Raw genomic sequence first — 25948 nt, 5'->3', positions numbered from 1 at the left:
GACGATCCGCGTTCGATACGCGAGTGAGATTGCAGTGAGCTCGATCGTCGAGATGGAGAACGTAACGTTCGCGTACGGTGAAACTGTCGCTATTCGAGACGTCTCGCTGACGATCGAGGCGGGTGACTTTCTCGGGCTGGTCGGCCCGAACGGGTCGGGGAAGACAACGCTGTTGCACCTGATGCTCGGGCTTCACAGCCCCGACAGCGGACGGATCGAGCTGTTCGGCCAGCCAGTCGACGAGTTCGACCAGGGCGAGCGCATCGGCTACGTCTCCCAGAAGGCCACGAGCCGCGGCGGGACGATGCCCGTTACCGTCCGCGAGGCGGTGACGATGGGACGGTTCGCCCACGCGGGCCACTCCCGGCTCGGCGACGAGGACCACGAGATCGTCGACGACGCCCTCGAAACGGTCGGCATCACCGACCTGTCCGACCGCCGCGTCAATCAGCTCTCCGGTGGACAACGCCAGCGGGCCTACATTGCGCGGGCGCTGGCCTCCGAGGCCGACCTGCTGGCGCTCGACGAGCCGACCGTCGGCGTCGACGCCGAATCCCGGGACGCGTTCTACGCGCTGTTGGATTCGCTCAACGACGCCGGGATCACGATCGTCCTGATCGAACACGATATCGGCGTCGTCACCAACCGGGCCGATCGGGTCGCCTGCATCAACACGGAGCTGTTCCACCACGGGGACACGGAATCGTTCGTCGAAAGCAACGCCTTGGAGCAAGCGTACGGAACGACCGGGCAGGTCGTCCACCACCATCACTGATGGATCGGACACACAGACGCCGCCTCGAGCGGATCGGGATCGCGTTGACGGGCCTGCTCGCGGTCGTGATGCTTGCCTTCCTGGCTCTCGAGTGGCTCCAGGAGTACCCATACGCCGGGACGCTGTACGACCAGTACACGATCGCCGGAATGTGGCTCGACCACTACCTCGGTACGGGCGTCTTCGGCTACTCCTTTATGCTGCGATCGATCGCGACGGGAGTCCTCGTCGGGATCGCCGCACCGCTGGTCGGGACCTATCTCGTTCACCGCGAGATGGCGCTGATCGGCGAGACGCTGGCTCACACTGCCTTCGCAGGCGTCGCCATCGGCCTGCTCTTTAGCGCGACGACCGACTGGGACGGCTCCCTGCTGGTCGCCGCGCTCGTCGTCGCGGTCATCGGCGCGTTGCTCGTGCAGTATCTCGCCGAGCGGACCAACACCTACGGCGACGTCCCGATCGCGATCATGCTCACCGGGAGCTTCGCCGTCGGGACCCTGATCATCAGCTACGGTCGGGGCGGTTTCTCGGGAGTCAGCATCGAGGACTACCTGTTCGGGAGCGCAGCCGTCATCCCCGCCGAGGGGGCGCGGCTGGTCGCAATCTTGACCATCGCCGTCGTCGGCGTCGTCGCGGTAACCTACAAGCAGCTGCTTTTCATCACGTTCGACGAGCAGGCTGCCCGGGTCGCCCGCCTCAACGTCACCTGGTACAACACGCTGTTGATCGTGATGACCGCCGTCGTCGTCGTCGGCGCCATGCAGATCATGGGCGTGATCCTCGTCGCCGCGATGCTCGTCATCCCGGTCGCGGCCGCCTCGCAGATCGCCCACGGGTTCCGCGAGACGCTGGCGCTGTCGATTCTGTTCGGCCAGGCCTCGGTGCTTGGCGGGTTCGGCTTCGCGATCTCGCAGGGGCTACCGCCGGGCGGTTCGATCGTCGTCGTCGCGATCGCGATCTACGCGCTGGCGATCCTCGCCTCGAGTCGCTCCGGGAGCGCGATCTCGATGCACTAGGTTCCCGGGCTGCGGGACCACACTATATCTTTAACCGCGTCCTTGGCGAACACCAGGGCGATGGGACGGTTATCCGATCTCTTTGCACCCGAGACCGTCGCCGTGGTTGGCGCCACCGACCGCGAGGGCGCCGTCGGTCGGGCGATCCTCGAGAACCTGCGAGACGGGTTCGCGGGCGAGGTCGTCCCGATCAACCCCAACCGCGACGAAGTGCTCGGACTCGAGTGTTATCGCGACGTACAGGCCGCGCCGCCGATCGATCTGGCGGTGGTCGTCGTTCCGCCGACGATCGTAATCGACGCCATCGAGGACGTCGCCGAGGCAGGCATCGACGACGTCGTCGTCATCACCGCCGGCTTCGCCGAAACCGGCGGCGAGGGCGCCAAGCGGGAGCGACAGCTCCGCGAACTCGCCGCGGAGTACGACCTCAACGTCGTCGGACCGAACAGCCTGGGGGTGATGTCGACGCCGAACGGGATGAACGCCACGTTCGGCCCCGAGAACGCCCTCGAGGGCTCGATCTCCTTTATGAGCCAGTCGGGGGCCTTTATTACGGCCGTGCTGGACTGGGCCAACGAACAGGGGATCGGCTTCCAGGACGTCGTCTCGCTTGGCAACAAGACCGTCCTCGACGAGACCGACTTCGTCCGCGAGTGGGGCGAGGACGCCGACACCGACGTCATCATTGGCTACCTCGAAGATATCGACGACGGCCAGGCGTTCCTCCGGACGGCCCGCGAGGTGACCGACGACACCCCGATCGTACTGGTCAAGTCCGGCCGCACCGACGCCGGCGCGCAGGCGGCGTCCTCGCACACCGGCGCGATCGCGGGCAGCGAGCGGGCCTACGAGGCAGGTCTCGAGCAAGCGGGCGTGATCCGGGCGACGTCCGTCCAGGAGCTGTTCGACTATGCCCGCGCGCTGTCCGGACTGCCCCAGCCGGACGGCGACGGCGTCGCCGTCGTCACCAACGCCGGCGGTCCCGGCGTGCTCACGACCGACGCGGTCGGGGACTCCTCGCTCCGGATGGCCGACTTCACCGACGAGACGATCGACGCGCTCGCCGAGGCGATGCCCGACGAGGCAAACGTCTACAACCCGATCGACGCCATTGGCGACGCCGACGTCGAGCGCTTTCGCGAGGCGCTCGATACCGCGCTCGACGACCCCAACGTCGGGAGCGCGGTCGTCGTCAGCGCACCGACGGCCGTCCTCGAGTACGACAAGCTCGCCGAGGTCGTCATTGAGAAACGCGAGGAACACGACAAACCCGTCGTCACCTGCCTGATGGGCGGCGAGCGCGCCCGGGCCGCCGAGGAGGTGCTCCGGGAGTTCGGCATTCCGAACTACTTCGATCCGTCCCGGGCCGTCGCGGGACTGGACGCGCTGGCACGCTATTGCGACGTCAGCGAGCGGACGATCGGCGAGCCGACCACCTTCGACGTCGACCGTGAGCGCGCCCGGGAGATCCTCGAGCGGGCCCACGACCGCGAGGATAACCGACTGGGCGTCGAGTCGATGGCGCTGCTCGACGCCTACGGGATCCCGACGCCCGACGGCGAGATCGTCGACGACCCCGACCGCGCCCGCGACGTCGCCGAATCGATCGAGGGCGACGTCGTCATGAAGATCGTCAGCCCCGACATCTCCCACAAGTCGGATATCGGCGGCGTGAAGATCGGCGTCGCCGATGACGACGTCTACGACGCCTACGAGGACCTCGTCGCCCGGGCGCGCAACTACCAGCCCGACGCGACCGTTCTGGGCGTGCAGGTCCAGGAACAGCTCGACCTCGAGTCTGCGACCGAGACGATCGTCGGGATGAACCGCGATCCGCAGTTCGGGCCGCTGCTGCTCTTTGGCCTGGGTGGAATCTTCGTCGAAATCCTCGAGGACACCGCCGTCAGGGTTGCCCCGATCGGCGAGGACGAGGCCCGTGAGATGGTCGACGAGATCCAGGCCGCGCCGTTGTTGCGGGGCGCCCGCGGCCGCGAGCCGGCCGACGTCGACGGCGTCGTCGAGACGATCCAGCGGCTCTCCCAGCTGGTATCCGACTTCCCGTCGATTCTCGAACTCGACGTCAACCCGCTCGTGGCCGGCCCCGATGGCGTACAGGCGATCGACCTCCGACTCACCGTCGACACCGACGAACTATGACTGACACCGACACCGACACCGAGACCGAATCGACCGCCGACAGCTCCGTCCAGCCGATCCTCGTCGCCTCGCTCGCGGAGAGCACCGGCAAGACGGCGATCGCGCTGGCGCTGGCTCGCCTCGCCCACGAGGACGGCGACAGCGTCGGCTACATGAAGCCGAAGGGGACCCGCCTGCAGAGCAACGTCGGCAAGACCTTAGACGAGGACCCGATGCTCGCCCGGGAGCTGCTCGACCTCGACGCGGAGATGCACGACCTCGAGCCCGTCGTCTACTCGCCGACGTTCGTCGAGCAGGCGATCCGTGGCCGCGAACAGCCCGCGGAGATCCGCGAGCGCGTCCGGGAGGCGTTCGACTCGCTCGCCGCCGATCACGATCGGATGCTCCTCGAGGGCGGTGGCAGCTACGAGGTCGGCGAAATCATCGAGCTCGCCGACGCCGATCTGGCCGAGCTGCTCGACGCCCGAGTGGTGCTGGTCGCACCCTACGAGGTGCCCGGCGACGCCGACGACGTGCTGGCGGCCGCCCGAACCTTCGGCGACCGCCTCGAGGGTGTCATCTTCAACGACGTCTCCGAGGCGGCCTACGACGGGCTCGAGACCGACGTCGTCCCCTTCCTTGAGGGACGCGGCGTCACGGTCCACGGGGTTATCCCGAGCGAACGAACCCTCGCGGGCGTCACCGTCGCCGAGCTCGCGGAGGAGCTGGGCGCGTCGACGCTCGTCGACGCCGGGGACGACGCCTACGTCGAACGCTTTACCGTCGGGGCGATGGGCGCCGACAGCGCCCTGCGACACTTCCGGCGGACGAAAGACGCCGCGGTCATCACCGGCGGCGACCGCGCCGAGGTCCATACGGCCGCCCTCGAAGCACCCGGCGTCCGCTGTCTCATCCTCACGGGCGGGCACCGTCCGTCCGGAGCGATCGTCGGCCAGGCTACCGAGAAAGGGATGCCGATCCTCTCGGTCCAGACGGATACGCTGACGACAGTCGAACGCGCCGAGGACGTCATCAGAAGCGGGCGGACGCGTGACGCCGAGACCGTCGAGCGGATGGAACGGCTGCTGACCAACCACACGGCCGTCGAGGAACTTCTGGCGGAGTGACCGCCACGGTCCGCTCGGCCGACAGATCGCGTCTGACCAAAAGTTAAGAGCCGTCCACCCATGACCTCTGGCATGGACGACACTCACCAGGAGGTTACCTCGCTCGTCGGCCGCGAGGTCTACTCGAACAACGGCGTCTTCGTCGGCGAGGTCGAGGATCTCAAACTCAACATCAGCGAACAGACCATCGAGGGGCTCGCGCTCGGCAACCTCAACGCGGAGCTGTTCCAGGAGGAGGTCAACGCGGGACAGGGCGTGATCGTCCCCTACCGCTGGGTGCGGTCGGTCGGGGACGTCATCCTGATCAACGACGTCGTCGAGCGCGTCCGCGACCCCGACGAGGAAGAATCCGACGAGATCGTCGCCTGATCAGTTTCCGTTCGATCCTTCGCTTCCGTCGACGCCCATCGCGTCGAACAGCGTTCGCTTGACCGCCTCTTCGGTCAGCTCCAGCAGCGTGTCGCGAGTCCCCTCGGAGATCTCGATCCCCGTGAAGATCCCCAGCGGGATCTCGGCGCTTGCCTGCGTCGAGTGGCCCGCGGTCTCGCCGATCTCGCCGTAGGCGTCGTCTAACACCTTGCCGATGTTGATGCGGATGTCCTTCGAGCGACCGGCCAGGAAGATCGTCTCGTCGGCGATGCCAAAGACCGCGGTCGTGGTCACCCCCTCGAGATCCAGCAGGTGGCCCGCGGCCTGGGTCAGCGCCTCCCGGTCGCGGACGAAGCCGGCGTTCGAGACGAGGTGGCTCCCCTGGACGTCCCGGTTGGTGATCGCCTCCGCGAGGACGTCAAGCGTCTCGGGGGACATCGAGGGCGACTCGACCTGCTCTAAGGTGTCGTGGTTGGCAAACGGGTAGAGGTAGGCCGCAGCGGTGAGATCGGCGGGGGTCGTGTCGCGTTTGAAATCCAGCGTCTCCGCGCGGATGCCGTACAGCAAGGCGGTGGCGACCTCCTCGGAGACGTTCATGTCGAACTCCTGGATGTACTTCGTCATGATCGTCGACGTCGAGGACATGTTCGGCCTGATGTCGACGAACTCGGGATCGTAGGCGTCCTCGGCCTCGTGGTGGTCGATGATGATGTCGACGCCAAGGCTCATCTGGGAGGAGGTCGCGTGATCGACCAGCGCGACGGTGTCGTACTGGCCGGGGTCGTCGATCTCGTCCCACTGGACCAGATCGATCCCCAGCAGGTTGACGAACGCCCTGTTTTCCTGGTGGCCGACGTCGCCCAGGTAGACGATGTCGGCCTCGATCCCGAGGTGGTTGGCGATCGCCTGCATGGCTGCCGCGCTGGCGATCGAGTCGGGATCGGGGCTGTCCTGGGTGAGGATCGCCAGCCGCGAGTCGGTCGACTCGAGCAGCCGGGCGAGCTTCTCGGCGTTGTACTCCAGTTCGCCCGACTCCAGGGCCCGGAGCGCGGATTCGGCGATCACCGACGAGGGGTTGATGACGATGTCGGCGCCGAGTTCCGAGAGCTCGTCGCCCGATACGGGGTCGCTCGCGCGCGCGACGAGGAACTGACTCTCGTCGTTTCGCGAGCGGATGTGTTCGACGGCGGCCTTGTTGGCCTCGACGTCGGAGGCCAGAATCAGGACGACGTCCCGTTCGGCGACGAGGTCGGCGGCTTCGGGCTCGCGAATGTCGGCCGTGCGGGCGTCGAGATCCTGGTCGCGCAGGGATTCGACGCGACTCTCGTCGCGGTCGATGATTACGACGTCTTTCCCCTGCTCGACGAGTTCCTCGGCGACGGCGTACCCTACGCTCCCGCAGCCGAGAATCGCGTAGTCCGAGATCGACGAGATCGTAACCCCCGTACTCATGTGACCGTGAGGTCGAACCGACCCTACTTAACGTTCTCGAAGAGTGGCACGTCAGCGCACGCACGCGTCGAAAGCGTTTGGAGACCTCTCACACGGCGCCTACCAAGGGAAACGTATATTTATCCGCGTCCGAAAGTCGGAGGTACAGGGCCGGTAGCTCAGTCCGGCAGAGCGTCTGACTCTTAATCAGACGGTCGCGTGTTCAAATCGCGCCCGGCCCGCTTTTGCTCCTCACGATTTTGAGTCGTATTATTCGACAGCAGGGCTCTGTTGAAACCCTCTTCTTTAGAGATTTATTTACGTGAATCGACTGCACACTCCACGTGCGAATTGACCGCTTAGAATATCCTGTTGTAATTACGTGATGTTAATCGCGGAAGGGTGGGATGAGAGGTTCTGTTGAAGTCCTCGGGAGACGACAAGAATTGACTGTTGAATACGAAGAATATGTTCAGTAACCGATTGTCGTTTGTACCACCTTTCCGATTCTGAAGCAGCGTAGGTAAGCGTGCAACTGGCCAATGACCGTCAAACCCACCAACCATCTACTTCCGACTCCACCCTCTTGCGGTTCTGAGAATTCCTGAACGGTAGGGTCACTTCAGATCAGATATCGACCCGACAGGAATATCTTGTTCCTTCGCTGCATCCTCGAGAGGCCCATCCTCGGTGATCAGCTTGAGATCGTTGAGTTCCGCAGCAGCAAGATATGATGCGTCATAAAATGTCAACCCGTTGCGCTCAGCGACACGCATTGTCCATTCGAGCCCGTTCCCGGGAGCCTCCTCGATCTCGAGCTCGTATTTGAGGTCATCGATAAGCTCGACTGCGTCTGCGATCTCATCGTCACTCAAATTATCATGAGTAATACCATTTTTCCATACCGCGTTCCCGGCTTCGTACTTCGTCAAATCCAGGATGTGCTCATCGAATAAGACGTCAATATCGACGTCCACGCCTCCCGTTCCGAGGACGATATCGACGAGGGAGCTCGCATCAAACAAATAGGAGTCCGACACAGCTCATCGATCCTCCCGCGTTTCGCGAACAGCAGAGACGATATCCTCGGTTTCAACTCCGTCACCGACTTTCTCCCGAAGAGACGATGCATCTCTGCGGAGCTTTTCACGCCGACGTTCGACTAACTCTTCCTCGAGGGCGTTCCGGATGACCTCGCTGACGTTGATATCCTCGTCCTCGATGTCCTTTTTCATCTCGTCGGGAATTTTTGCTGAGACTGTTGCCGTCATACTGTGTAGTAGTACAATGGTGTATTACAAAAGCATTCCCCAAAATATTACTACTAATTCGAACTACGCGTTTGAATAATCTTTTTTTCAGTCCCACAGAGCTCCGTTTATAATGCAATTCGGTCCGCAAAAACAAATCGGATAGTGTATTTGGGTCCACTCAGACGTCCCCGGGAAACTCGAGAACGAGTAGCTACCCGTTAGCAGTCGTCCTCGGGCTCAGGCTTCGGCTCTGGCTCTTCTTCGGGACAGTAGTCGTCTTTCGACTCCGACTTCTTGTCCTTCGACTTCTCGTCCTTCGACTCGGCCTCGTCGGCTTCGTCGTCGGGACAGTCGTCGTCCTTCTCGGCGACATCGTTGTCTTTCTCGTCCACCTCACGCTCTTCGTGGTCGTCCTTCTCGTCGACGTCTTCTTCCTTCTCGTCTTCCTCTGGTTTGTCGTCGCGATCGTCGTGATCGTCCTCGTCGTCGACGTCGTCTTCGGATTCTTCGTCAACGTCGTCTTCTTCGTCGTCATGATCGTCCTCTTCCGGCTCTTCGTCGACGTCTTCGTCATCTTTCTCGGGCTCTTCGCCGACATCGTCTTCTGCTTCGTCCTCGTCCGGTTCTTCCTCCGGTTCCTCGTCGACGTCTTCGTCTTCGTCGTCTTCCTCAGACTCTTCGTCGTCGACTCCTTCCTCAACCTCTTCGATGCGAGTCACTGACGCATAGACGTAGCCTTCGTTCCCGTCTGCGTCGACACACTCGGGGAACGTTAGGCCCGTAGATTGAGTCTCTCCTGGCTCGGAAACCACGACGCGAGACGATTTCTTCGATACGGTCCTCGCACTCGACGAGCCGGCGACGGCGAGCGACGTAGCCGAACTTGCGGGTCACGGTGTCGATGCTGCACGCGAGTACTTGGACTGGTTCGAGCAGATGGGGATCGTAACGCAGGTTACGGAATCACCAGCTACCTACGAACGTAACCAGGAATATCTAAATTGGCGTCGCGTTCAGACGCTTCGGAAGGAGTACACTACTAAGGCCCTCCTGGATCTGCTGGAGTCAGAAGTAGAGCGGACGGAGACCTTCGAGGGAGAATTCGACGCCACGTCCCCCGACGCCGTCTCGATAGCACAGTATGCCGAAGAAACCGACCGATCCATCGAAGCCGTCTGGGAACAACTTTCCGCGTGGCGAACGGCCCGTCGTCGGGTGATGCTTCTAGAACGGGCACTCGCCACCGGTGACAGCGCTGATCTCCAGTCCGCAGTATGACCGACGAGGACGAACGGTCGGCCGACGGGTGTAGCGGCGCACCGATCGATTTTGATCGGCTCGACGCGATCCGGGAGCGATTTGCCGCTAGCGATCGTTTTGAACGACTCGATGGTCAGCCGGCGTTTGCCCCCGAGCGGTTGGTCTGCGTATACGATCGGCGGTTCTATCCGGAGCGGATTCACGTCGCTTGCTTGGAGGTAGTCTGGTTCGAGAACGGGGATTTCTCGCTTCACTACCACGAAGAGCACGACGCTACCGAGTTCGACCATCGATGGGACAGACATCCATCCAATCACAACAGTCGTGACCACGTCCATCCAGGGCCTGACGCCCCGACACCTGGTGACGATACGTCGCACCCGGAAGACTGGCGGGACGTCCTCTCGATGGCGCTCTCGGAAATCGAAGCTCGCCAGCGCGCCTTCTGGGAGCCGTAGTACGACGAATCGGATTTCGGACCGTCAAATCCCAACGGCTATTGGCGAACGTCGCCCACTTCCACGTATGCACGACGTGCGCGACCGTGATCCGATCGCCCCCGAGGACGTCCCACCCAACCCATGAGAGCCGTCTGTCTCGCGGGCCCCAGCGACTCGGGGAAGACGACCCTCGTCGAGAAGCTCGTCCCCCGGCTGGCCGAGGCGGGACGGGTCGCGACCGTCAAGTCGATTCACCACGACATCGAGATCGACACGCCGGGTGCGGACACCCACCGCCACCGCACCGCGGGCGCCGAGACGGTCGTCGGGGTCACGCCCGAGCTGACCATCGACATCACCGCCCGCGGGAAGGAGGAGCCGCCCCGCGAGCCCGACGCCGACTACTTCGAGACCACCGATTCCGAACTCCGGGCGCTGTCGCGGGTGCTCACGCGCCTCGACCGTCGCGGCTACGACGTCGTCCTCGTCGAGGGGTTTGCCGAGGCACCGTTGCCGACGATCCTCGTCGGGGATCGTGACCCCGACGCAGTCGGCGGCGAGGTCGTCGGCCGAGGACGCGACGACCTCGCGACGCTCGTCGAGACGGTGCTGGCGCTCGACCCGCTCGAGGAGCGATCGGCTGACGGGGACTGACCGGAACGTAACTGAATTTGGTTATCTTCCCGCGGTGTTGGAATCGAAACGAGTGATAATGGGCCAAGGGTGCGAACGGCTGATGTATGCGCGGAGACGACGATCGATCGACCGCGAGCCGGCGGGCGGTGGTGGCCGCGATCGGCGGGCTCGGGCTCGGGGCGGGCTGTCTCGGCAGTGACGACCGGGTGCAGATCCTCTCGGCGGGGAGCCTGGCGGTCGTCCTCGAGGACCACGTCGGTCCGGCCTTCGAGGAGGAAACCGGGATCGCCTACGAGGGCGAGTACCACGGCGCGAACGCCGTCATGCGGATGGTCGAGGACGGATCGAAACACCCCGACGTCGTGATCAGCGCCGACGTCGAACTGCTCCGGGATCGGCTCTACCCCGACCACGCCGACTGGGACGTCGAGTTCGCGGCAAACGAGGTCGGGATCGCCTACACTCCCGAGACCGAGCCGGGCGCGCGGCTCGAGGACGGCGATCCGTGGTACGACGTTCTCGAGGACGCCGACGAGGGGGAGCTCGCGATCAGCGATCCCGACCTGGATCCGCTGGGGTACCGGGCGGTCCATCTCTTCGAGCTGGCCGAACGCGAGTACGGCCTCGATGGGTTTCGCGACGCGATGGTCGAGCGGGCCTACCATGAGCCCAACGAGCCACAGCTGCTGTCGGGAATCGAGGCCGGAAACCGGGCCTGCGCGGTCGCGTACCGGAATATGGCCGTCGACCACGACGTCCCCTTCCTCGAGCTGCCCGACGCCTACAACTTTGGGACCCCGGAGTACGCCGACCGGTACGCCGAGGCGAGCTACACCACCGACGAGGGGTACGAGACGAAGGGGTCGCCGACGGTGTACAACGCGACGGTGCGACGCGATGCCGACCGCGCCGAGGTCGGCCAGCAGTTCCTCTCGTTTCTCCTCGAGAACCGGACGCTGCTCGAGGAGCAGGGACTCCGGCGAGGGGAGTCGCTCCCGCGGGCACACGGCGAACTGCCGGAGGGAATCGAGCCGTGAGCGCCGACGACGTCACCGCGAGTCCCACGGGACGGGCCGGCTCCGACGACGACGGAACGACCGATCCGGGGTGGGCGTCGGTCGGCCGAGGGCTCGATCGGCTCACCAGGGGGGTTGGCATCCCCGCACTGGTCGGTGCGGTGTTGCTCGTGTATCTCGTCGTTCCGTTCGTGGCATTTCTCGCCCAGGTTCGGTCCGTCGACGTCTCGGCCGCGCTGGCCGACCCCGCGGTGCAGGAGGCGATCGCCGCCTCGCTGCTGACCGCGCCGATCTCGACGGCGATCGCGACCGTCCTTGGAGTCCCGCTGGCGTACGTGCTCTCGCGAGGCTCGTTTCCCGGCAAGCGCCTCGTCGAGGCTGCCGTCCTCCTGCCGCTGGTGATCCCGCCGGTGGTCGGCGGCGCGATGTTGTTGACCCTCGTCGGCAGGTACACCCCGATCGGCGCCGCCGCGGCCGCCGTCGGCGTCCCGCTGACAGATAGCTACGCGGGGATCGTCCTCGCTCAGACGTTCGTCGCCGCGCCGTTTCTCGTCGTGACCGCCCGTTCGGGCTTCGACGCCGTCGACCCGCGTCTCGAGGAGGCCGCGCGCACGCTGGGCCGAACCCCTCTCGAGAGCGCGCGGCTGGTCTCGCTCCCGCTGGCCCGGAACGCCATCGCCGCGGGGATCGTCCTCACGTTCGTCCGGGCGATCGGCGAGTTCGGCGCGACGATGATGGTCGCGTACAACCCGCGAACGATCCCGACCCGGATCTGGGTCTCGTACATCTCTCACGGCCTCGAGGCGGTGATCCCGATCGCGCTGGCACTGCTTGCGATCACGCTCGTCGTCGTCGGGTTTGTCCAGTTCGTCGTCGGCTCACCGAACCGGTTCTGAGGCCCGTTCCGTACCGATCCAATCATCTGATTTGAAAGAAAAGAACTGTTGAAATTCACCAATGCGGGTGCTGATAAGTTTGGAAGTGCGGTTATTGTGATTCCTCCAGTATCGGGAAGTATGACATCGATCGCGGACCTCGAGATTCCGGGCGAGGAAACCGGGCTGGGCGAGCTGTTCGACGCCGTTCCGTCGCTGACCTGCGAGGTGGAGCAAGTTATCACCTCGAGCGGCCACGGACTGTGGCTGTCGGGCGCCTCGCAGGACGAGATCGAAGCCGCGCTCTCGGAGGCGACCGCAGTCGACGACTACGCGCTGATCAGCAGCGACGACGACCGCTGGCTGTACGACGTCGAGTTCGATCCCGAGACCGTCGACCCCTTCGAGCTCGTCCTCGAGGAGAACGGCACCGTCCTCAGCGCGTCGGCCGCCGGTGGCTCCTGGCTCCTGAGTGTCCGCGTCCTCGAGCGCGAGGACGTCAGCTCGCTGTACGAGCGACTCGTCGACCACGACGTCACGCCGACGATCGTCCGGCTGTTCGACGTCGCCGAGGAGAACCACTCCCAGTGTGGCCTCACCCAGCGCCAGTACGAGACGCTGGTTGCGGCGATCGACCACGGCTACTTCGAGATCCCCCGAGAGGTCTCGATGCAGGAGCTCTCCGAAGAGCTCGATATCTCCCACCAGGCGCTCTCCGAGCGCCTGCGCCGTGCCTACCGGGCACTGGTCACGTCCGAGCTCAACGTCGCCGAGGAGGAGACGACCGCCCCGCCGGTTCCGTCCGACTAACCCTCTCCCCGCTCCGGGCCGAACGCGACCGCACGAGGCGCCACACCGCGTACAATTATGATCCGTCCGCGACGTGTAGACGTATGCACGTCGACAGCGACGACGGCGTCCTCGAGATCAGGTTCGACCGACCGGGCGTTCTCAACGCGATGAGCCAGACGGCCGCGACGGAGCTGGCCGAGACGATCGAGCAGGCCGAGCCGGACGAGCACCACGCGGTCGTCATCACCGGTGAGGGTGACGCGTTCAGCGCCGGCGGAGATATCGAAGCGATGGCCGAGCCGCCCAGCCCTCCGCGGGAGTCCTACGAGGAGGTCACCGAGACGTTCGGACGGGTGGTCGAGGCGATGCTCGAGTCGCGCGTGCCGATCGTCGCGAAGGTAAACGGCGACGCGATCGGTGCGGGGCTGGCCGTCGTCGCCCTCTCGGATATCGCCTACGCGAGCGAGGACGCCACCTTCTCCTGTGCGTTCGTCAGGGTCGGGCTCATTCCCGACACCGGCGGCACGTTCATGCTGCCCCACATCGTCGGCCTGCGGGCGGCGAAGAAGCTCGCGTTCACCGGGGAGTTCTTCGACGCCGAGCGGGCGGCCGACCTCGAACTGGTCAACGAAGCCGTTCCCGCGGCGGAGCTCGACGACCGTGTAGAAGAGACCGTCGACCGACTCGGACGGCGACCGACCGACGTGATCGGGATGACCAAGCAAGCCCTCCACGAAAACATGGCTCGCCACTGGCGGGAGGCCGTCGACTACGAGAACACCCTGCAGGTCCAGGCCCGCGGTTCGGAGTCCCACGAGGAGGGGGTCGCGGCGTTTCTCGAGGGGCGTAAACCCGAGTTCGACGAGTAGTTGACGGACTCTCGATTTCGCCCGCGAGAACACTCGAGTCGCAAGCCACCGCAAGCAACACCATTGTACGGCGCTTCGTTGTGGTTCGAAACGCAATGTCCCCAGAGTTTACCGACGACGACATCGGAAAATCCGTTATCAACGCAGACGGCGAAGAGGTCGGACTCGTCGCGGACGTCGAGCACGGAACCGCACACGTCGAACCGGATCCGGGAATCACGGATACGATCAAGGCGAAACTCGGCTGGGGTGACTCCGACGAGAACATGTACCCCCTCCAGGAGCCGGCTGTCGCCGAGGTGACCGACGACGAGGTCCACCTCGAGCGTGATCTCGAGTCTAGCTCCGGAGCGGATACCGGCGCGGCCGGCGCCGGGACGACGGCTGGCGCCGAAGCGGCGACCGGTAGCACTGACACGGCGGATCGAGGCGGCGATACGTTCCAGGATGATGACGACGAGTTCATCGACGACGACGATGACGATTTGATCGGTGACGATGATGATGACGGCCTGATCGGCGACGACGATGATGACGATCTCGTTGGCGACGATGACGATGACCTGATCGGTGACGACGATGATGACCTGATCGGTGACGACGATGATGACCTGATCGGTGACGACGATGATGACCTGATCGGTGACGACGATGATGACGATCTCGTTGGCGACGATGACGATGACCTGATCGGTGACGACGATGACGACGACCTCGTTGGCGACGACGATGACGACCTAATTGGCGACGACGATGATGACCTCGTTGGCGATGACGATGACGACCTCGTTGGCGATGACGATGACGACCTGATTGGCGACGACGATGATGACCTCGTTGGCGATGACGATGACGACCTGATTGGCGACGACGACGATGACGACCTGATCGGTGACGATGACGACGACCGCGTCGGCGACACCCGGTAATCAACCAGACCGACCCCTTCTCCGACGGCCACCGAAACGCCGCCGTGGGGCGGCGTACAGATGCCACTGCTGTCGACGGACAGGACTCAGTGGGGACGTTTCGGACTCGGGCCGTTCGCAGGCCGACTTCGGCCTGCGCCCGATCGGCGCTAAATTCGGAGTTCGAGTGCCGACGGAGACGACGGTCTTCGGTCGCTGCAGAGCGAATCCGTCTGCCGACTCCGCTCAGGAGCCGTCCGGCTCGCCGTGGGAAACCCCGTCGCGCTCGTCGGCCCGACGGCGCCGCAACGCGGCTCTGGCGTTCGACGCCTGGTAGCCGAAGAAGACGTCCTTCCCGTAGCTCTCGGCGACCTCCGTCGCGTGGATCAGGTTGTCGACGTCGACGTTGACCGCGTAGAGCTCGATGCTAAACGGCGTCTCGAGTGCGCTCTCGAACCCCTTCGCGATCGTCTCGAGCCAGTAGGTCGTCTCGTAGGCCGTATCGTACAGGGGGACGACGAACTCGTCGACGTACTCCTCGAGGGCCTCGAGGTCGATCCCGGCCCGCTCGTAGAGGTGACCGGGGTACGGATCGGGGTACAGCGTCATGTAGACCCGCCCCGGGACGTGCTCGACCGCTTCCGCGACGAACTCCGTGATGACGCTGGCGCGCCACTCGAAGCGATCGTCGTACTCGCTCTCCTGAAAGTGCTGTTCGCAGACTCCGCACCGACAGTACTCCTCCCTGGGGAAGCCGATGTCGTCCAGCCGCACGTCCCCGTTGGCCGCGGCGCAGTCGTCGATGATCTCGAACAGTCCCTCGCGGTACTCCTCGCGGGAGGGACAGATATAGGCCCAGTCGAAGTACTTCCGATCCCGCGTCGCCGGCCGCCCCAGATCGTCGACCGGGACCAGCGAGGGATCCGCGTCGGCCGCGGCGTTGTCGCCGAAACAGGAAACCATGTTCACCGCGTCTTCGATCGGTTCGGCGGACCTGCCGGTGACGTCTTTGACCTCGTAGAAGCCGCGGTCGAACTCCGGCCACCGTATCTCGTCCTCGTTGCGGGTGACGACGCCGTGCATACGAACCGTGTGCGGCTACGGGGCCGTAAGCCGTTCGGATCGGCTACTCCTCGACCGGCTGATACTCGTACTCGACGTCGGAGGTGCCACCGAGGACGACCTTCCAAACGACGGCGATAGCGAACGTGGCGATCAGGATCTTGGCTACGCGGGACATACCTACCGGAGGATGGGGTGGTAGCTACTTATCAATTATGGGTTCTTTCCCTGACAGTGATGGGTCGGCCGCTCAGGTCTCGATCAGCGACGCGATCCCCTCGCGAACGATCGTCTCGCAGTACTCGCAGCGAACGCCGTCGTCGAGGACGTCGAACCGCGAGTCGACGGGCTCGTCACCGGTGGTGATACAGCCCGTGTTGGGACAGGAGAGGACGCCCTCGACGACCGCGGGACGGTCGACGCGGTGTTTCTCGACGACGTCGAACTCCCGAACGATGTTGATCGTCGCGTCGGGCGCGATCAGCGAGAGGACGTCGACCTCGTCCTGGCTCAGCTCCCGGTCCTCGACCTTGAGGATGTCCTTGCGCGCGAGCCGATCGGAGGGGACGTTCATCCCGACCGAGATCTCCTCGCCCTCGCTGCCGTCGATTCCCAGGATCGCCAGCACGTTCAGCGCCTGGCCGCCCGGGATGTGGTCGATGACGGTCCCGTTGCGGATCTTGCTGACTCGTAGCTCGTGATCGCCGCGGTCGTCGTTACTCATCGCCACCACCTCCGTCCGTGCTCAGGAGCAAATCGAGCAGCGCCATCCGGACCGGAACGCCGTTGTGGGCCTGCTCGAAGTACGCGGCGTAGTCGGTGTCGTCGATCTCGGGTGCGATCTCGTCGACTCGCGGGAGCGGGTGCATTACCGTCAGGTCGTCGCCCGCGTCCTCGAGCGTCTCCGTATCGATCTGGTACTCGCCTGCGACCTTCCGGTACTCCGACTCGTCGGGGAACCGCTCGCGCTGGATCCGGGTCACGTAGAGGACGTCCAGCTCGGGCAGGACGTCCTCGAGGGTCTCGTGTTCGCGGAGCTGTGCCCGACCGCCCTGTTGCTGGTGGAGGTCGTAGACGACCTCCCGAGGGAGCTGCAGGCTCTCCGGGCTGATGAAGTGTTGACGGGTGTCGAAGTTCGAGAGCGCGTAGGCCAGCGAGTGGACGGTCCGGCCGTACTTCAGGTCCCCCATAATTCCGATCGTCAGGTCGTCGAGCCCGGCGTTCTCGCGGATCGTGTACAGATCGAGCAGGGTCTGGGTCGGGTGCTGTCCGGCCCCGTCGCCGGCGTTCAAAAGCGGGACGTCGACGAACTCGCTTGCCATCGTCGCCGCACCCTCCTTGGGGTGGCGCAAAACGAGCGCGTCGGCGTACCCCTCGATGACCCGGACAGTGTCGGCGAGGGTCTCGCCCTTTTTGACGCTCGAGGACTCGACCGAGCCCATGTCGACGACGTCGCCACCCAGGCGTTTCATCGCGGTCTCGAAGCTCATCTTCGTTCGCGTGCTGGGCTCGAAAAAGAGCAGTCCGAGCAACGCCCCGGCGTGGCGATCCGCGACGGCCGACGGATCGGCGGCGATCTCGGCGGCCCGGTCGAGGACGGTCTCGATGTCGGCCCGCGAGAGGTGTTTGCTGGTGATCACGTGGTCGTGGCGCATCTCGTTGGAAACGGGGCCTGCGAACCCCTTGAATCTCCCTGTTCGTGGGGAGAAAAGCTATACCGTCGCTGTCACAACCTCGTCGACCGCATGGCCGATCGGCTCCGGACCGGGATCGACGTGCTGGATCGCAAGCTCGGGGGCGGGCTGCCGACGGGTTCGCTGGTCGCCTACACTGCGACCCCCGCGAGCCAGTCGGAGCTGCCACTCTACGAGCTGACCGCCGCTCGCGAGACTCGCTACCTGTCGACCGAGCGCCCGGCGCGGGCCGTTCGCGATGCCCTCGAGCGCTCGCCCGCCGCCGTCGGCGATCCGCGGATCGACGTCCTCGACGACCTCGAGGACGCCACGCGGGCCGTCGACGGGCTGTCCGACCGCGCGTTCCTGATCGTCGACCCGATCGATCGCCTCGAGCGAAACGACGTCGACGCCTACGTCGACTTTCTGGCCACCCTCAAGCGACGGCTGCTCGAGACCGACGGTGCGGCCGTCGTTCACTGCCTGCGCGGTGACGCGCCCGCCAACCGGACGCGAACGCTTCACGCCGCGGACGCCGTCTTCGAGCTCTACACCGAACGCGCCGGCGGTCGCCTCGAGACGACCCTGACGGTCCCGAAGTTCCGCGACGGGGGCCAGCCAACCGGGGCGATCACGCTCGAACTCACGGGGGCGGTCGAAATCGACACGAGCCGCGACATCGCCTGATCGCTCGTCGACGGCACCGACGTCGCGGTCGGTCCACGAGGCGGCCGTGCGTGTACAGCTGTTCAACGAAGGACCGTACCCGGAAGCGGGGGTTTATCACTCCCCTCGTATAGCCACGGTACCATGGAACAACGGGTGGCGACGCGACGCACCGCGCTCGCGACGATCGGGGGCACCGCGATCGGACTGACGGCCGGCTGTCTCGGCGGGACCGACGACCAGGACGTCCTCGGCGATCCGGAGTACGTGGAAGGGCGGCCGGATCCCGGCGGGGTATCGATGGAGGAACTACCCGATCTGAGCGGAGAGCTGACGGTGTACTCGGGCCGGAGCGAACCGCGAATCGGCGAGCTGATGGAACACGTCGAATCGAAATACGACGACTTCTCGCTGGAGGTGCGCTACGACGACACCGCCGATCTCGTCGGCGCGATCGAGGCCGAGGACGAGACGCCGGCGGACGTCTTCTACGGGAGCGAGACCCAGTCGATGACCGACCTGAAAGACGACGGGTACACGGTCGAGCTCTCGGGGGACGTCCTCGATCACGTCGACGAGGGGTCCCGGGATCCCGACGGTCACTGGATCGGGTTCACCAGGCGGTATCGGGCGGTCGCATACAACACCGAGGCCTACGACGCCGACGACCTGCCCGAGGACATCTTCGCGTACGCCGAGGACGACCGCTTCGCCGGCGACATCATGTGGCCTCCCGATCAGGGGTCGACGCAGGCGTTTCTGACGGCGATGATCGTCATCCACGGCGAGGACGAGGCCCGAGAGTGGGTCGAGACCCTGACGAACGACCAGGACGCCGAGATCTCCCCCGGCGGAGACAGCGGGCTGGCGCAGGCGGTCACCGACGGCGAGGTCAGCGTCGGGCTCACTAACCACTACACGCTCGCGGATAGTCCGGGCGAGGCCTACGACATCGCGTTTACGAGCGACGACGCCGGCGCGATGTACAACGTCACCGGGGGAGCCGTCATGGCCGACAGCGACGACCAGTCGACGGCGGAGGCGTTCGTCGAACATCTCGTCTCGGCGGAGGCCCAGGAATATTTCGCAACGACGACCTGGGAGTATCCGACGGTCGACGGCGTCGAGCCGATCGAGGAGGTGCCGTCGACCGACGAGTTCGAACCCCCCGAGTTCGATCTCAACGAGCTGGCCGAGCCCGAACCGGCCCAGGAGATCCTGCGGGACGTGGGCGTGCCGTTCTGAGCGGCGTTCACCCACATGTCCTCGCTCTCCCCCTTCGAGGCCGTCGACGACTACCCGGACGAGAAGCACCAGCGACGCGAGGACGACGACGGCGACGACGACGACGGCGAGCGGACGCCGGTCGGGCTCGCGTTGCTGGCCGGCGCGGTCGCCGCGACGGTCGTGATCCCGGTCGTCTGGATCGGCGTCGTCGCCCTGAGCGTCGACCTCGACCGGGCCGTCTCCATCGTCCTCCGGCGGGGGATGCTCGACGTGTTGCTCAACACGGTCGTCCTGATCGTCGCGGTGACGACCCTGTCGGTCCTGATCGCGGTGCCGCTTGCCTTCCTCACCGTTCTCACCGACCTCCCGTTCAAACGGTTCTGGATGGTGGCGCTCTCCCTGCCGCTCGTCGTTCCGAGCTTCGTCTCCGCGTTCTCGTTCGTCTCGGTGTGGGGCCCGCAGGGCCGATTACAGTCGGTGCTCGCCCCCCTCGGCGTCGACTCGCTCCCCGAGATCTACGGGATGCCGGGGACGGTGTTCGTCCTCACGCTGTACAACTACCCGTTCGTCTACCTCACGACGATCGCGGGGCTCCGGGCGCTGGACAAGACCTACGTCGACGCCGCTCGGAGCCTCGAGACCGGCGTTCGGGAGGTCTTCGTCCGGATCGTCCTCCCGATGGTGAAACCGGCCGTCGCCGCGGGCGCGTTGCTCACCGCCCTCGAGACCGCTGGCGACTTCGGCGTCCCCGCGATCCTCAGGCTCAGCGTGTTCACCCGCCAGATCTACCTCGAGTACAACGCCCTCGCCCACGACTACGCGGCCATGCTCTCGCTGCATCTCGTCGCGATCACGCTCGTGATCCTCCTCGTCGAGTCCCAGGTCCGCAGCCACGAACGGCTCCACGGCAGCGCTCGCGGGAGCTCGGGCCCGTACACGATCCGGCTCGGCCGCTGGCGCTGGCCCGCGCTGATCGTTCCCGCGGCGATCGTCGCGCTCGCGATCCTCGTCCCGATCGGGTTTCTCTTCTCCTGGCTGCTCACCGGGCCGGACGCCTACGCCGGGAGCTTCGGGTTCGAGCCGAGCTACGCGCTCAACTCGGTCACCGTCTCCGCGCTGGCCGCGGCCGTCGCCGCCTGCCTCGCGCTCCCGGTGGCGTATCTCGCCGCGCGCCACCCCTCGCCGCTGTCGGGCGTCCTCGAGCGGGCGACCTACGTCGGCTTCGCGGTCCCCGGCGTCGTCATCGGGCTCAGTCTCGTCTACTTCGCCACACGCTATCTCCCCTCGGCTTACCAGACGGTGCCGCTCGTGGTCTTCGCCTACGTCGTGCTCTACCTCCCGCTGGCCGTCGGCTCGACCCGCACCGCGATCCTCTACGTCAACCCGCAGTTCGTCGAGGCCGCCCGATCGCTGGGGAACACGCCGCTCCAGGCGTTCGTCGAATTACGCTTCCGCTCGTCTTCCCCGGGCTGGTCGCCGGCGCGGCGCTGGTCTTTCTCCACGGGATGAAGGAGCTGCCGGCGACGCTGTTGCTCCGGCCGACCGGGTTCGACACGCTCGCGACGTTCATCTGGGCCGCGGAGCGAAACGCCTACTACGGCTACGCCGCCGTGCCGGCGCTCGTGCTCGTGTTCATCTCCGGGCTCTCGATCCTCGGCGTGGTCTCCCGGGACTACCCCGCCGTGCTGTCGGTCCTACGGAAGTGGCGCCGGAACCGGGACGACGCCCCGAGCGACGAGGACGGACCGCTTCCAGACCGGACGAGCGATCGAGCCGTGATGGACGGCGGCACGACCGTCGACGGCGCGAGCTCGCGGTCGGCCGCAAGCGATGCGGACTCCGGGGAGCGGGAGGTCGTCCTCGAGCTCGAGGACGTCCGAAAGCGCTACGACGGCCGTCCCGCGGTCGACGGGATCTCGCTGTCGGTGCGCCGCGGTGAGACCCTCACGCTGTTGGGCCCCTCGGGGTGTGGCAAGACGACGACCCTGCGGCTGATCGACGGGCTCGAGCGCCCCGACGGCGGGACGATCCGAATCGGCGGGGAGACGCTCGCGGATGGGACGACCTACCGCCCCGCCGAGGAACGCGACGTCGGCATCGTCTTCCAGGAGTTCGCGCTCTTTCCCCACAAGACGGTCGCCGAGAACGTCGGCTTCGGGCTCGACGGAGAAAGCGACGAGGAACGGGCGGAGACGGTCACGGAGCTGCTCGATCTCGTCGGCCTCTCGGCGTACCGGGACAGCTACCCCGACGAGCTCTCGGGCGGGCAGAAACAGCGGGTCGCGCTGGCCCGGTCGCTGGCACCCCGCCCCGAGGTGCTGTTGCTCGACGAGCCGCTCTCGAATCTCGACGCCGGGCTCCGGGCTCGGATGCGAAAGAGCGTCCAGCGGATCTTGGACGAGGTCGACGTCACCGCCGTCTGGGTCACGCACAACCAGGCGGAGGCGCTCTCGGTCGGCGACCGCACGGCCGTGATGAACGCCGGACGGATCGAACAGCTCGCGTCTCCGCGCGCGTTGTATATGAAACCCGCCTCGCGGATGGTCGCCGACTTCCTCGGCCGGGGCGACTACCTCCCCGGGCGCCTCGCGGACGGGGTCGTCGAGACACCGATCGGACGGTTCGACGCCGACCGCGTCCTGCTTCCAGAGAACGAACGGCGCGTCGACGTCCTCGTTCGGCCCGACGACGTGGCGATAACGCCGACCTCGGCCGGCGACGGCCGGATCGTCGACAGGCGGTTCGACGGGGAGACGGTCCGCTATCGGATCGAACTCGACGGCGGCGAGTGCGTCTCGAGTCGCCAGTCTCACGACGACTGGTACGAGACGGGAACGGCGGTCGACGTTTCGGTGACCGCGACCCACGCGCTGCCGGCGTTCCCGCGGGAGTAGCTCGGCGAACGTCATCGCTTGTACCGTCAGCGGCGGCGCTCACCGGAACGTACGCCTGATCTCGAAAGTCAAAAAACAAAGAATTATAGGATAAATATAAATTCATCGAGATAGCGTCAAAAGGGTTTGGAAACGCCCCTATACCGTTTCAGCCTGTGTATAGAAGTGAACACATGACCTCGATCGTCAATCTCGAGATTTCCGGCGAGGGGACTGGACTGGCGGAACTGTTCAACGCCGTTCCGTCGCTTAGCTGCGAGGCAGAGACCACTGTCGTCTCGAAGGGACACGATCTGTGGCTCTCCGACGCGCCGCGAGCGGAGATCGAGGACGGGCTGGAGAAAGCCTCGGCGATCGACCACTACACCTGCGTCAACGGCGCCGACGAGGAGTGGCTGTACAACGTCGAGTTCAGCCCGGAGACGACCGACGTCTTCGAGCTGGTGCTCGAGGAGGGCGGAACGATCCTCGACGCTTCCGCGCCCGACGGCTCCTGGGTGCTGAACATTCGAGTCCAGGAGCGAAGCGACGCGAGCGCGATCTACGACGCGTTCGAGGATCGTGAGCTCAGTCCGACGATCATCCGTCTGTACGACACGAGCGCCGAGAGCCACTCCCAGGCCGGGCTCACCCAGCGCCAGTACGACACGCTGGTCGCGGCCGTCGACCACGGCTACTTCGACATCCCCCGCGAGGTGTCGATGCAGGAGCTCGCCGACGAGCTCGACATCTCCCACCAGGCGCTCTCCGAGCGACTGCGCCGTGCCTACCGGTCGCTGGTCACCTCCGAACTCGACGTGACGCCTGAAGAGACCGAGCCCTCCCCGTCCCCGAGCCTCTCCGACTGATCGTCCCGAAGCCGACGGTTGGTTTCAGTTCCTCTCGCTTTCCGTCCTCCCGAGCCAGTGCTGGAGTCAGAAGATACTTATTGACTGAACGGTCAGTTAATACATGACCGACGAGCGCGATCCGTTCAGGTCCCGAGGAGGGATCGTCGAGTGACGGTTCGGGAACACCTCGAACGAACGTTTTCGGTCCACGAGGAAGTCGATCTGACCGACGGCGGAATCGTCAAACCGCTGCTCTACCTCTCCCTGCCGCTGATCATCACGAACGTGCTCCAGACGGCATACAACGTCGCCGACACGTTCTGGCTCGGGCGGTACGGGACGACGGAGGTCGCGGCGATCAGCTTCGCCTTTCCGATCATCTTTCTGTTGATTTCCTTCGCGATCGGGTTCTCCGTCGCGGGCAGCGTCCTCGTCGCCCAGTACGTCGGTGCGGACCGGGAACGCGACGCCGAGTACGCGGCCGCCCAGACCGTCTCGTTTTCGATCATCGGTGCGCTCGTCCTCGGCGTGTTCGGCTACTTCGTCGTCGAGGACGTGCTGGCGCTGTTTGCCGCCGAACCCGAGGTGATCGCGGCCGCAGCGAGCTACATGCGCATCTACGCGCTGGGGCTGGTCTTCGTCTTCGGCTTCCTGATGTTCATGTCGCTCATGCGGGGGTACGGCGACACCGTGACGCCGATGCTGATTATGTTCGTCTCGGTCGTGATCAACGTCGTCCTCGACCCGCTGCTCATCTTCGGGGTCGGCCCGATCCCCGAACTCGGCATCGCCGGGGCGGCCTACGCGACGATCATCGCCCGCGGACTCACGCTCGCGGTCGGCCTCTGGCTCATGTTCCGGGGGTACCGGGGCGTTCGGATCAGGCTTCGGGAGCTAGTTCCCGACCCGAGCTACGGAGTGAAACTCGTCCGCATCGGGCTGCCGGCGTCGTTCGAGGGCGCCAGCCGAGCCCTGTCGATGTCGCTGCTGCTGTTCGTCGTCGCGCTGTTTGCGACCCCGGTCGTCGCAGCCTACGGGATCGGGACGCGGATCCTCTCGGTGATCGTACTGCCGGCGATGGCGCTCTCGCAAGGCGTCGAGACAATGACGGGCCAGAACGTCGGCGCCGGAAAGCCGGAGCGCGCAGCGCGGGCGAACCACCTCACCGCGGCGGCGCTGTTCGTGGTCCTGACCGCCGCCGGCGTGCTCTCGACGCTGGTCGCCGAACCGATCGTCGCGCTCTTTACGAACGATCCGGCCGTCGTCGACGCCGGCGCGACGTTCCTCTACTACGTGGCGCCCACCTTCGGGCTCTTCGGCGCGATGTACGTCTACATCGGCGGGTTCCGTGGCGCCGGGATGACGGGGACGGCTGCGGGGCTGGTCCTGCTCGCGTTCATGGCCGTCCAGATCCCCGTCGCGTGGGCAGCCGCGAACGCGCTCGGACCGACGGGCGTCTGGCTCTCCTTCGCCGTGGCCCACCTGGTTGGCGCCGTCGGCGCGGCCCTCTGGTTCCGTCGCGGCACGTGGCGACGGGGTGATCTCACCGAGGACGCAGGCTCGCCGTCCTCGTTCGAGAGCGGCGCGCCGAGCGACGACTGACGTCGCTACGGTTCCGGTTTCCGATCGGGGTCGGGAAACGCGCCGTAAGAGCGCCGTACGGCGCGCTATCGACGCTGATGTCCGAAAAAACGAGCGGTCGAACCGTTACTCTTCGGCGCCTTCGAGCTCCTCGACGATCTCGTCGGCGTCGACGTCGGCCTCCTCGAGGGCCTCCTCGATGTCGGCCTCGCCGCCTGCACCGCCGCCCATGCCGCCCATCATGCCGGGCATGCCCATGCCGCCCATCCCGTCGATGACCTCCTGGACGATGACCCGGTCGACGCCCAGCTTGTCGATGACGTCCTGACCGATCTGCTGTTTGCCCATCATCCACTGCTGGTTCATCGTCATCTGGGGCGTAGCCTCGAGGTAGAGCGTCTCCTTCTCGACGACCTCGGTCTCGAACTCAGGCTCGCTGTCCTCGTCCTCGTCGTCTTCGTCGGACTCGACGGGAACCTCCTCCTCGACCTCGTCGGTCTCGATCCAGAGGTCGGGCTCCATCCCGAGGTACATCTCGAACAGGCCCGCGGCCTGCTGTTCGATGTCGTCGACTTCCTCGACGACCTCGTACTCGTACTCGACGTCCTCACCCGCGAGCGGGTGGTTGAAGTCGACGCGGGCGCGGCCCCCGACGATCGTGCTGATGTAGCCCTGCTTGCCGTCGATCTGGACGTTCGCGCCGGGGTAGCGGTCGTCCTCGTCGATCTTCTCGGCGCTGACGGTCTGGACGTCGTCCGGATCGTACTCGCCGAAGGCCTCCGCGGCCTCGATCGTGACGGTGCCGGAGTCACCGACCTCGCCACCGATGATCGCGTCCTCGACCTCGTCGAAGATGTGGCCCTCGCCGAGGACGAGCGTTCGCGGCTCGAACTCCTCGGCCTGGTCGTCGACCCCTTCTTCCTCAGCGACCTCGGGGTCGGTCGTGTCGACCAGCTGGTCGTCCTCGGTGGTGTAGGCAGTGTACGCGAGCTTTACGAAGTCGCCGGCCTGAAGCCCCTCGGCTTCGTCGGCGTCTGCGTTCTCGTCGACGTCATCGGCCTGCGCTTCGAGTTCGGCCTCCTCTTCCTCGGTCATACGTTGTACGTCCGCCC

At 65.4% G+C, this 25948-nt stretch carries 27 protein-coding genes, 1 tRNA gene and 1 pseudogene; 21 read left to right on the top strand and 8 right to left on the bottom strand.

Annotated elements, in window-relative coordinates:
* Positions 1–52: 52 nt before the first annotated feature.
* From NATOC_RS07620 to NATOC_RS07600, 5 genes are all read left to right on the top strand, one after another.
* Positions 53–775, top strand: coding sequence for a metal ABC transporter ATP-binding protein (locus tag NATOC_RS07620; protein ID WP_394296445.1), 723 nt, complete (start codon positions 53–55; stop codon positions 773–775).
* Positions 775–1791: a metal ABC transporter permease gene (locus NATOC_RS07615; RefSeq protein WP_015320847.1), complete on the top strand. Its 1017-nt coding sequence runs from the start codon at positions 775–777 to the stop codon at positions 1789–1791. The genes NATOC_RS07620 and NATOC_RS07615 overlap by 1 nt, the downstream gene beginning before the upstream one ends.
* Positions 1792–1851: 60 nt before the next feature.
* Complete coding sequence (locus tag NATOC_RS07610; protein ID WP_015320846.1) at positions 1852–3948, top strand: acetate--CoA ligase family protein; 2097 nt, start codon at positions 1852–1854, stop codon at positions 3946–3948.
* A complete protein-coding gene (locus NATOC_RS07605; RefSeq protein WP_015320845.1) occupies positions 3945–5054 on the top strand; it encodes a phosphotransacetylase family protein in 1110 nt (369 codons plus the stop codon). The genes NATOC_RS07610 and NATOC_RS07605 overlap by 4 nt, the downstream gene beginning before the upstream one ends.
* A 72-nt stretch (positions 5055–5126) precedes the next feature.
* Positions 5127–5423 (top strand): PRC-barrel domain-containing protein, encoded by a 297-nt coding sequence (locus NATOC_RS07600; protein WP_015320844.1) that lies wholly within the window; start codon positions 5127–5129, stop codon positions 5421–5423.
* On the opposite strand, the gene NATOC_RS07595 is transcribed toward NATOC_RS07600, so the two are convergent.
* A complete protein-coding gene (locus NATOC_RS07595; protein WP_015320843.1) occupies positions 5424–6875 on the bottom strand; it encodes a DHH family phosphoesterase in 1452 nt (483 codons plus the stop codon).
* A gap of 147 nt (positions 6876–7022) precedes the next feature.
* On the opposite strand from NATOC_RS07595, the gene NATOC_RS07590 reads away from it, so the two are divergent.
* Positions 7023–7096: transfer RNA gene (locus NATOC_RS07590), tRNA-Lys, on the top strand.
* Positions 7097–7471: 375 nt separating this feature from the next.
* On the opposite strand, the gene NATOC_RS07585 is transcribed toward NATOC_RS07590, so the two are convergent.
* The 3 genes from NATOC_RS07585 to NATOC_RS21790 all read right to left on the bottom strand — a co-directional run bounded on the left by NATOC_RS07585 (position 7472) and on the right by NATOC_RS21790 (position 8499).
* A complete protein-coding gene (locus tag NATOC_RS07585) occupies positions 7472–7894 on the bottom strand; it encodes a type II toxin-antitoxin system VapC family toxin (RefSeq protein WP_015320842.1) in 423 nt (140 codons plus the stop codon).
* Between the two features lie 3 nt (positions 7895–7897).
* Positions 7898–8125, bottom strand: a complete 228-nt coding sequence (locus NATOC_RS07580; RefSeq protein ID WP_015320841.1) for a hypothetical protein — start codon at positions 8123–8125, stop codon at positions 7898–7900.
* 200 nt (positions 8126–8325) lie between these two features.
* A complete protein-coding gene (locus tag NATOC_RS21790; RefSeq protein ID WP_157224599.1) occupies positions 8326–8499 on the bottom strand; it encodes a hypothetical protein in 174 nt (57 codons plus the stop codon).
* 12 nt (positions 8500–8511) lie between these two features.
* Here NATOC_RS21790 and NATOC_RS21785 point away from each other — a divergent pair, with 12 nt between their 5' ends.
* The 9 genes and pseudogenes from NATOC_RS21785 (at position 8512) to NATOC_RS07535 (ending at position 14924) form a co-directional block, all read left to right on the top strand.
* Positions 8512–8829 carry a hypothetical protein gene (locus tag NATOC_RS21785; RefSeq protein WP_049888704.1) on the top strand — a complete coding sequence of 106 codons (318 nt, stop codon included), beginning with the start codon at positions 8512–8514 and terminating at the stop codon, positions 8827–8829.
* Between the two features lie 91 nt (positions 8830–8920).
* Positions 8921–9385: pseudogene (locus NATOC_RS07570) on the top strand (DUF7342 family protein); the annotation flags it as partial.
* Positions 9382–9825, top strand: coding sequence for a hypothetical protein (locus NATOC_RS07565; RefSeq protein ID WP_015320839.1), 444 nt, complete (start codon positions 9382–9384; stop codon positions 9823–9825). The pseudogene NATOC_RS07570 and the gene NATOC_RS07565, both read left to right, overlap by 4 nt.
* Before the next feature lie 123 nt (positions 9826–9948).
* A complete protein-coding gene (gene mobB / locus NATOC_RS07560; protein ID WP_015320838.1) occupies positions 9949–10461 on the top strand; it encodes a molybdopterin-guanine dinucleotide biosynthesis protein B in 513 nt (170 codons plus the stop codon).
* 86 nt (positions 10462–10547) lie between these two features.
* Positions 10548–11480 carry an extracellular solute-binding protein gene (locus tag NATOC_RS07555; RefSeq protein WP_015320837.1) on the top strand — a complete coding sequence of 311 codons (933 nt, stop codon included), beginning with the start codon at positions 10548–10550 and terminating at the stop codon, positions 11478–11480.
* Entirely contained in the window at positions 11477–12355 is an 879-nt protein-coding gene (locus tag NATOC_RS07550) for an ABC transporter permease (RefSeq protein ID WP_015320836.1), read from the top strand. The genes NATOC_RS07555 and NATOC_RS07550 overlap by 4 nt, the downstream gene beginning before the upstream one ends.
* A gap of 120 nt (positions 12356–12475) precedes the next feature.
* Positions 12476–13144: a helix-turn-helix domain-containing protein gene (locus tag NATOC_RS07545; protein WP_015320835.1), complete on the top strand. Its 669-nt coding sequence runs from the start codon at positions 12476–12478 to the stop codon at positions 13142–13144.
* 83 nt (positions 13145–13227) lie between these two features.
* Entirely contained in the window at positions 13228–13995 is a 768-nt protein-coding gene (locus NATOC_RS07540; protein ID WP_015320834.1) for an enoyl-CoA hydratase/isomerase family protein, read from the top strand.
* Between the two features lie 95 nt (positions 13996–14090).
* Positions 14091–14924 (top strand): hypothetical protein, encoded by an 834-nt coding sequence (locus NATOC_RS07535; protein ID WP_015320833.1) that lies wholly within the window; start codon positions 14091–14093, stop codon positions 14922–14924.
* Positions 14925–15149: 225 nt separating this feature from the next.
* On the opposite strand, the gene NATOC_RS07530 is transcribed toward NATOC_RS07535, so the two are convergent.
* The 3 genes from NATOC_RS07530 to pyrB form a co-directional block, all read right to left on the bottom strand.
* The gene (locus NATOC_RS07530; RefSeq protein WP_015320832.1) at positions 15150–15986 is read right to left on the bottom strand and encodes a hypothetical protein; all 837 of its coding nucleotides are present in this window, start codon (positions 15984–15986) and stop codon (positions 15150–15152) included.
* Positions 15987–16215: 229 nt separating this feature from the next.
* Positions 16216–16689 carry an aspartate carbamoyltransferase regulatory subunit gene (pyrI, locus tag NATOC_RS07525; RefSeq protein ID WP_015320830.1) on the bottom strand — a complete coding sequence of 158 codons (474 nt, stop codon included), beginning with the start codon at positions 16687–16689 and terminating at the stop codon, positions 16216–16218.
* Positions 16682–17620: an aspartate carbamoyltransferase gene (gene pyrB / locus NATOC_RS07520; RefSeq protein ID WP_015320829.1), complete on the bottom strand. Its 939-nt coding sequence runs from the start codon at positions 17618–17620 to the stop codon at positions 16682–16684. The genes pyrI and pyrB overlap by 8 nt, the downstream gene beginning before the upstream one ends.
* 90 nt (positions 17621–17710) lie before the next feature.
* Here pyrB and NATOC_RS07515 point away from each other — a divergent pair, with 90 nt between their 5' ends.
* The 6 genes from NATOC_RS07515 (at position 17711) to NATOC_RS07490 (ending at position 24857) form a co-directional block, all read left to right on the top strand.
* The gene (locus NATOC_RS07515) at positions 17711–18325 is read left to right on the top strand and encodes an RAD55 family ATPase (RefSeq protein ID WP_015320828.1); all 615 of its coding nucleotides are present in this window, start codon (positions 17711–17713) and stop codon (positions 18323–18325) included.
* Between the two features lie 123 nt (positions 18326–18448).
* Positions 18449–19549, top strand: coding sequence for an extracellular solute-binding protein (locus NATOC_RS07510; protein ID WP_015320827.1), 1101 nt, complete (start codon positions 18449–18451; stop codon positions 19547–19549).
* A gap of 15 nt (positions 19550–19564) precedes the next feature.
* Positions 19565–21040 carry an ABC transporter permease gene (locus NATOC_RS23185; RefSeq protein ID WP_015320826.1) on the top strand — a complete coding sequence of 492 codons (1476 nt, stop codon included), beginning with the start codon at positions 19565–19567 and terminating at the stop codon, positions 21038–21040.
* The gene (locus tag NATOC_RS23180) at positions 21037–22425 is read left to right on the top strand and encodes an ABC transporter ATP-binding protein (protein WP_015320825.1); all 1389 of its coding nucleotides are present in this window, start codon (positions 21037–21039) and stop codon (positions 22423–22425) included. The genes NATOC_RS23185 and NATOC_RS23180 overlap by 4 nt, the downstream gene beginning before the upstream one ends.
* A 173-nt stretch (positions 22426–22598) precedes the next feature.
* A complete protein-coding gene (locus tag NATOC_RS07495) occupies positions 22599–23273 on the top strand; it encodes a helix-turn-helix domain-containing protein (protein ID WP_015320824.1) in 675 nt (224 codons plus the stop codon).
* A 150-nt stretch (positions 23274–23423) separates the two neighbouring features.
* Positions 23424–24857 carry an MATE family efflux transporter gene (locus NATOC_RS07490; protein WP_015320823.1) on the top strand — a complete coding sequence of 478 codons (1434 nt, stop codon included), beginning with the start codon at positions 23424–23426 and terminating at the stop codon, positions 24855–24857.
* A 105-nt stretch (positions 24858–24962) separates the two neighbouring features.
* On the opposite strand, the gene NATOC_RS07485 is transcribed toward NATOC_RS07490, so the two are convergent.
* A complete protein-coding gene (locus NATOC_RS07485) occupies positions 24963–25931 on the bottom strand; it encodes an FKBP-type peptidyl-prolyl cis-trans isomerase (protein WP_015320822.1) in 969 nt (322 codons plus the stop codon).
* Positions 25932–25948 lie beyond the last annotated feature (17 nt).

Source organism: Natronococcus occultus SP4 (assembly GCF_000328685.1).
Classification (GTDB): domain Archaea; phylum Halobacteriota; class Halobacteria; order Halobacteriales; family Natrialbaceae; genus Natronococcus; species Natronococcus occultus.
The sequence above is the reverse complement of the archived record's forward strand: the minus strand, read 5'-3'. Positions and strand labels throughout refer to the sequence as shown.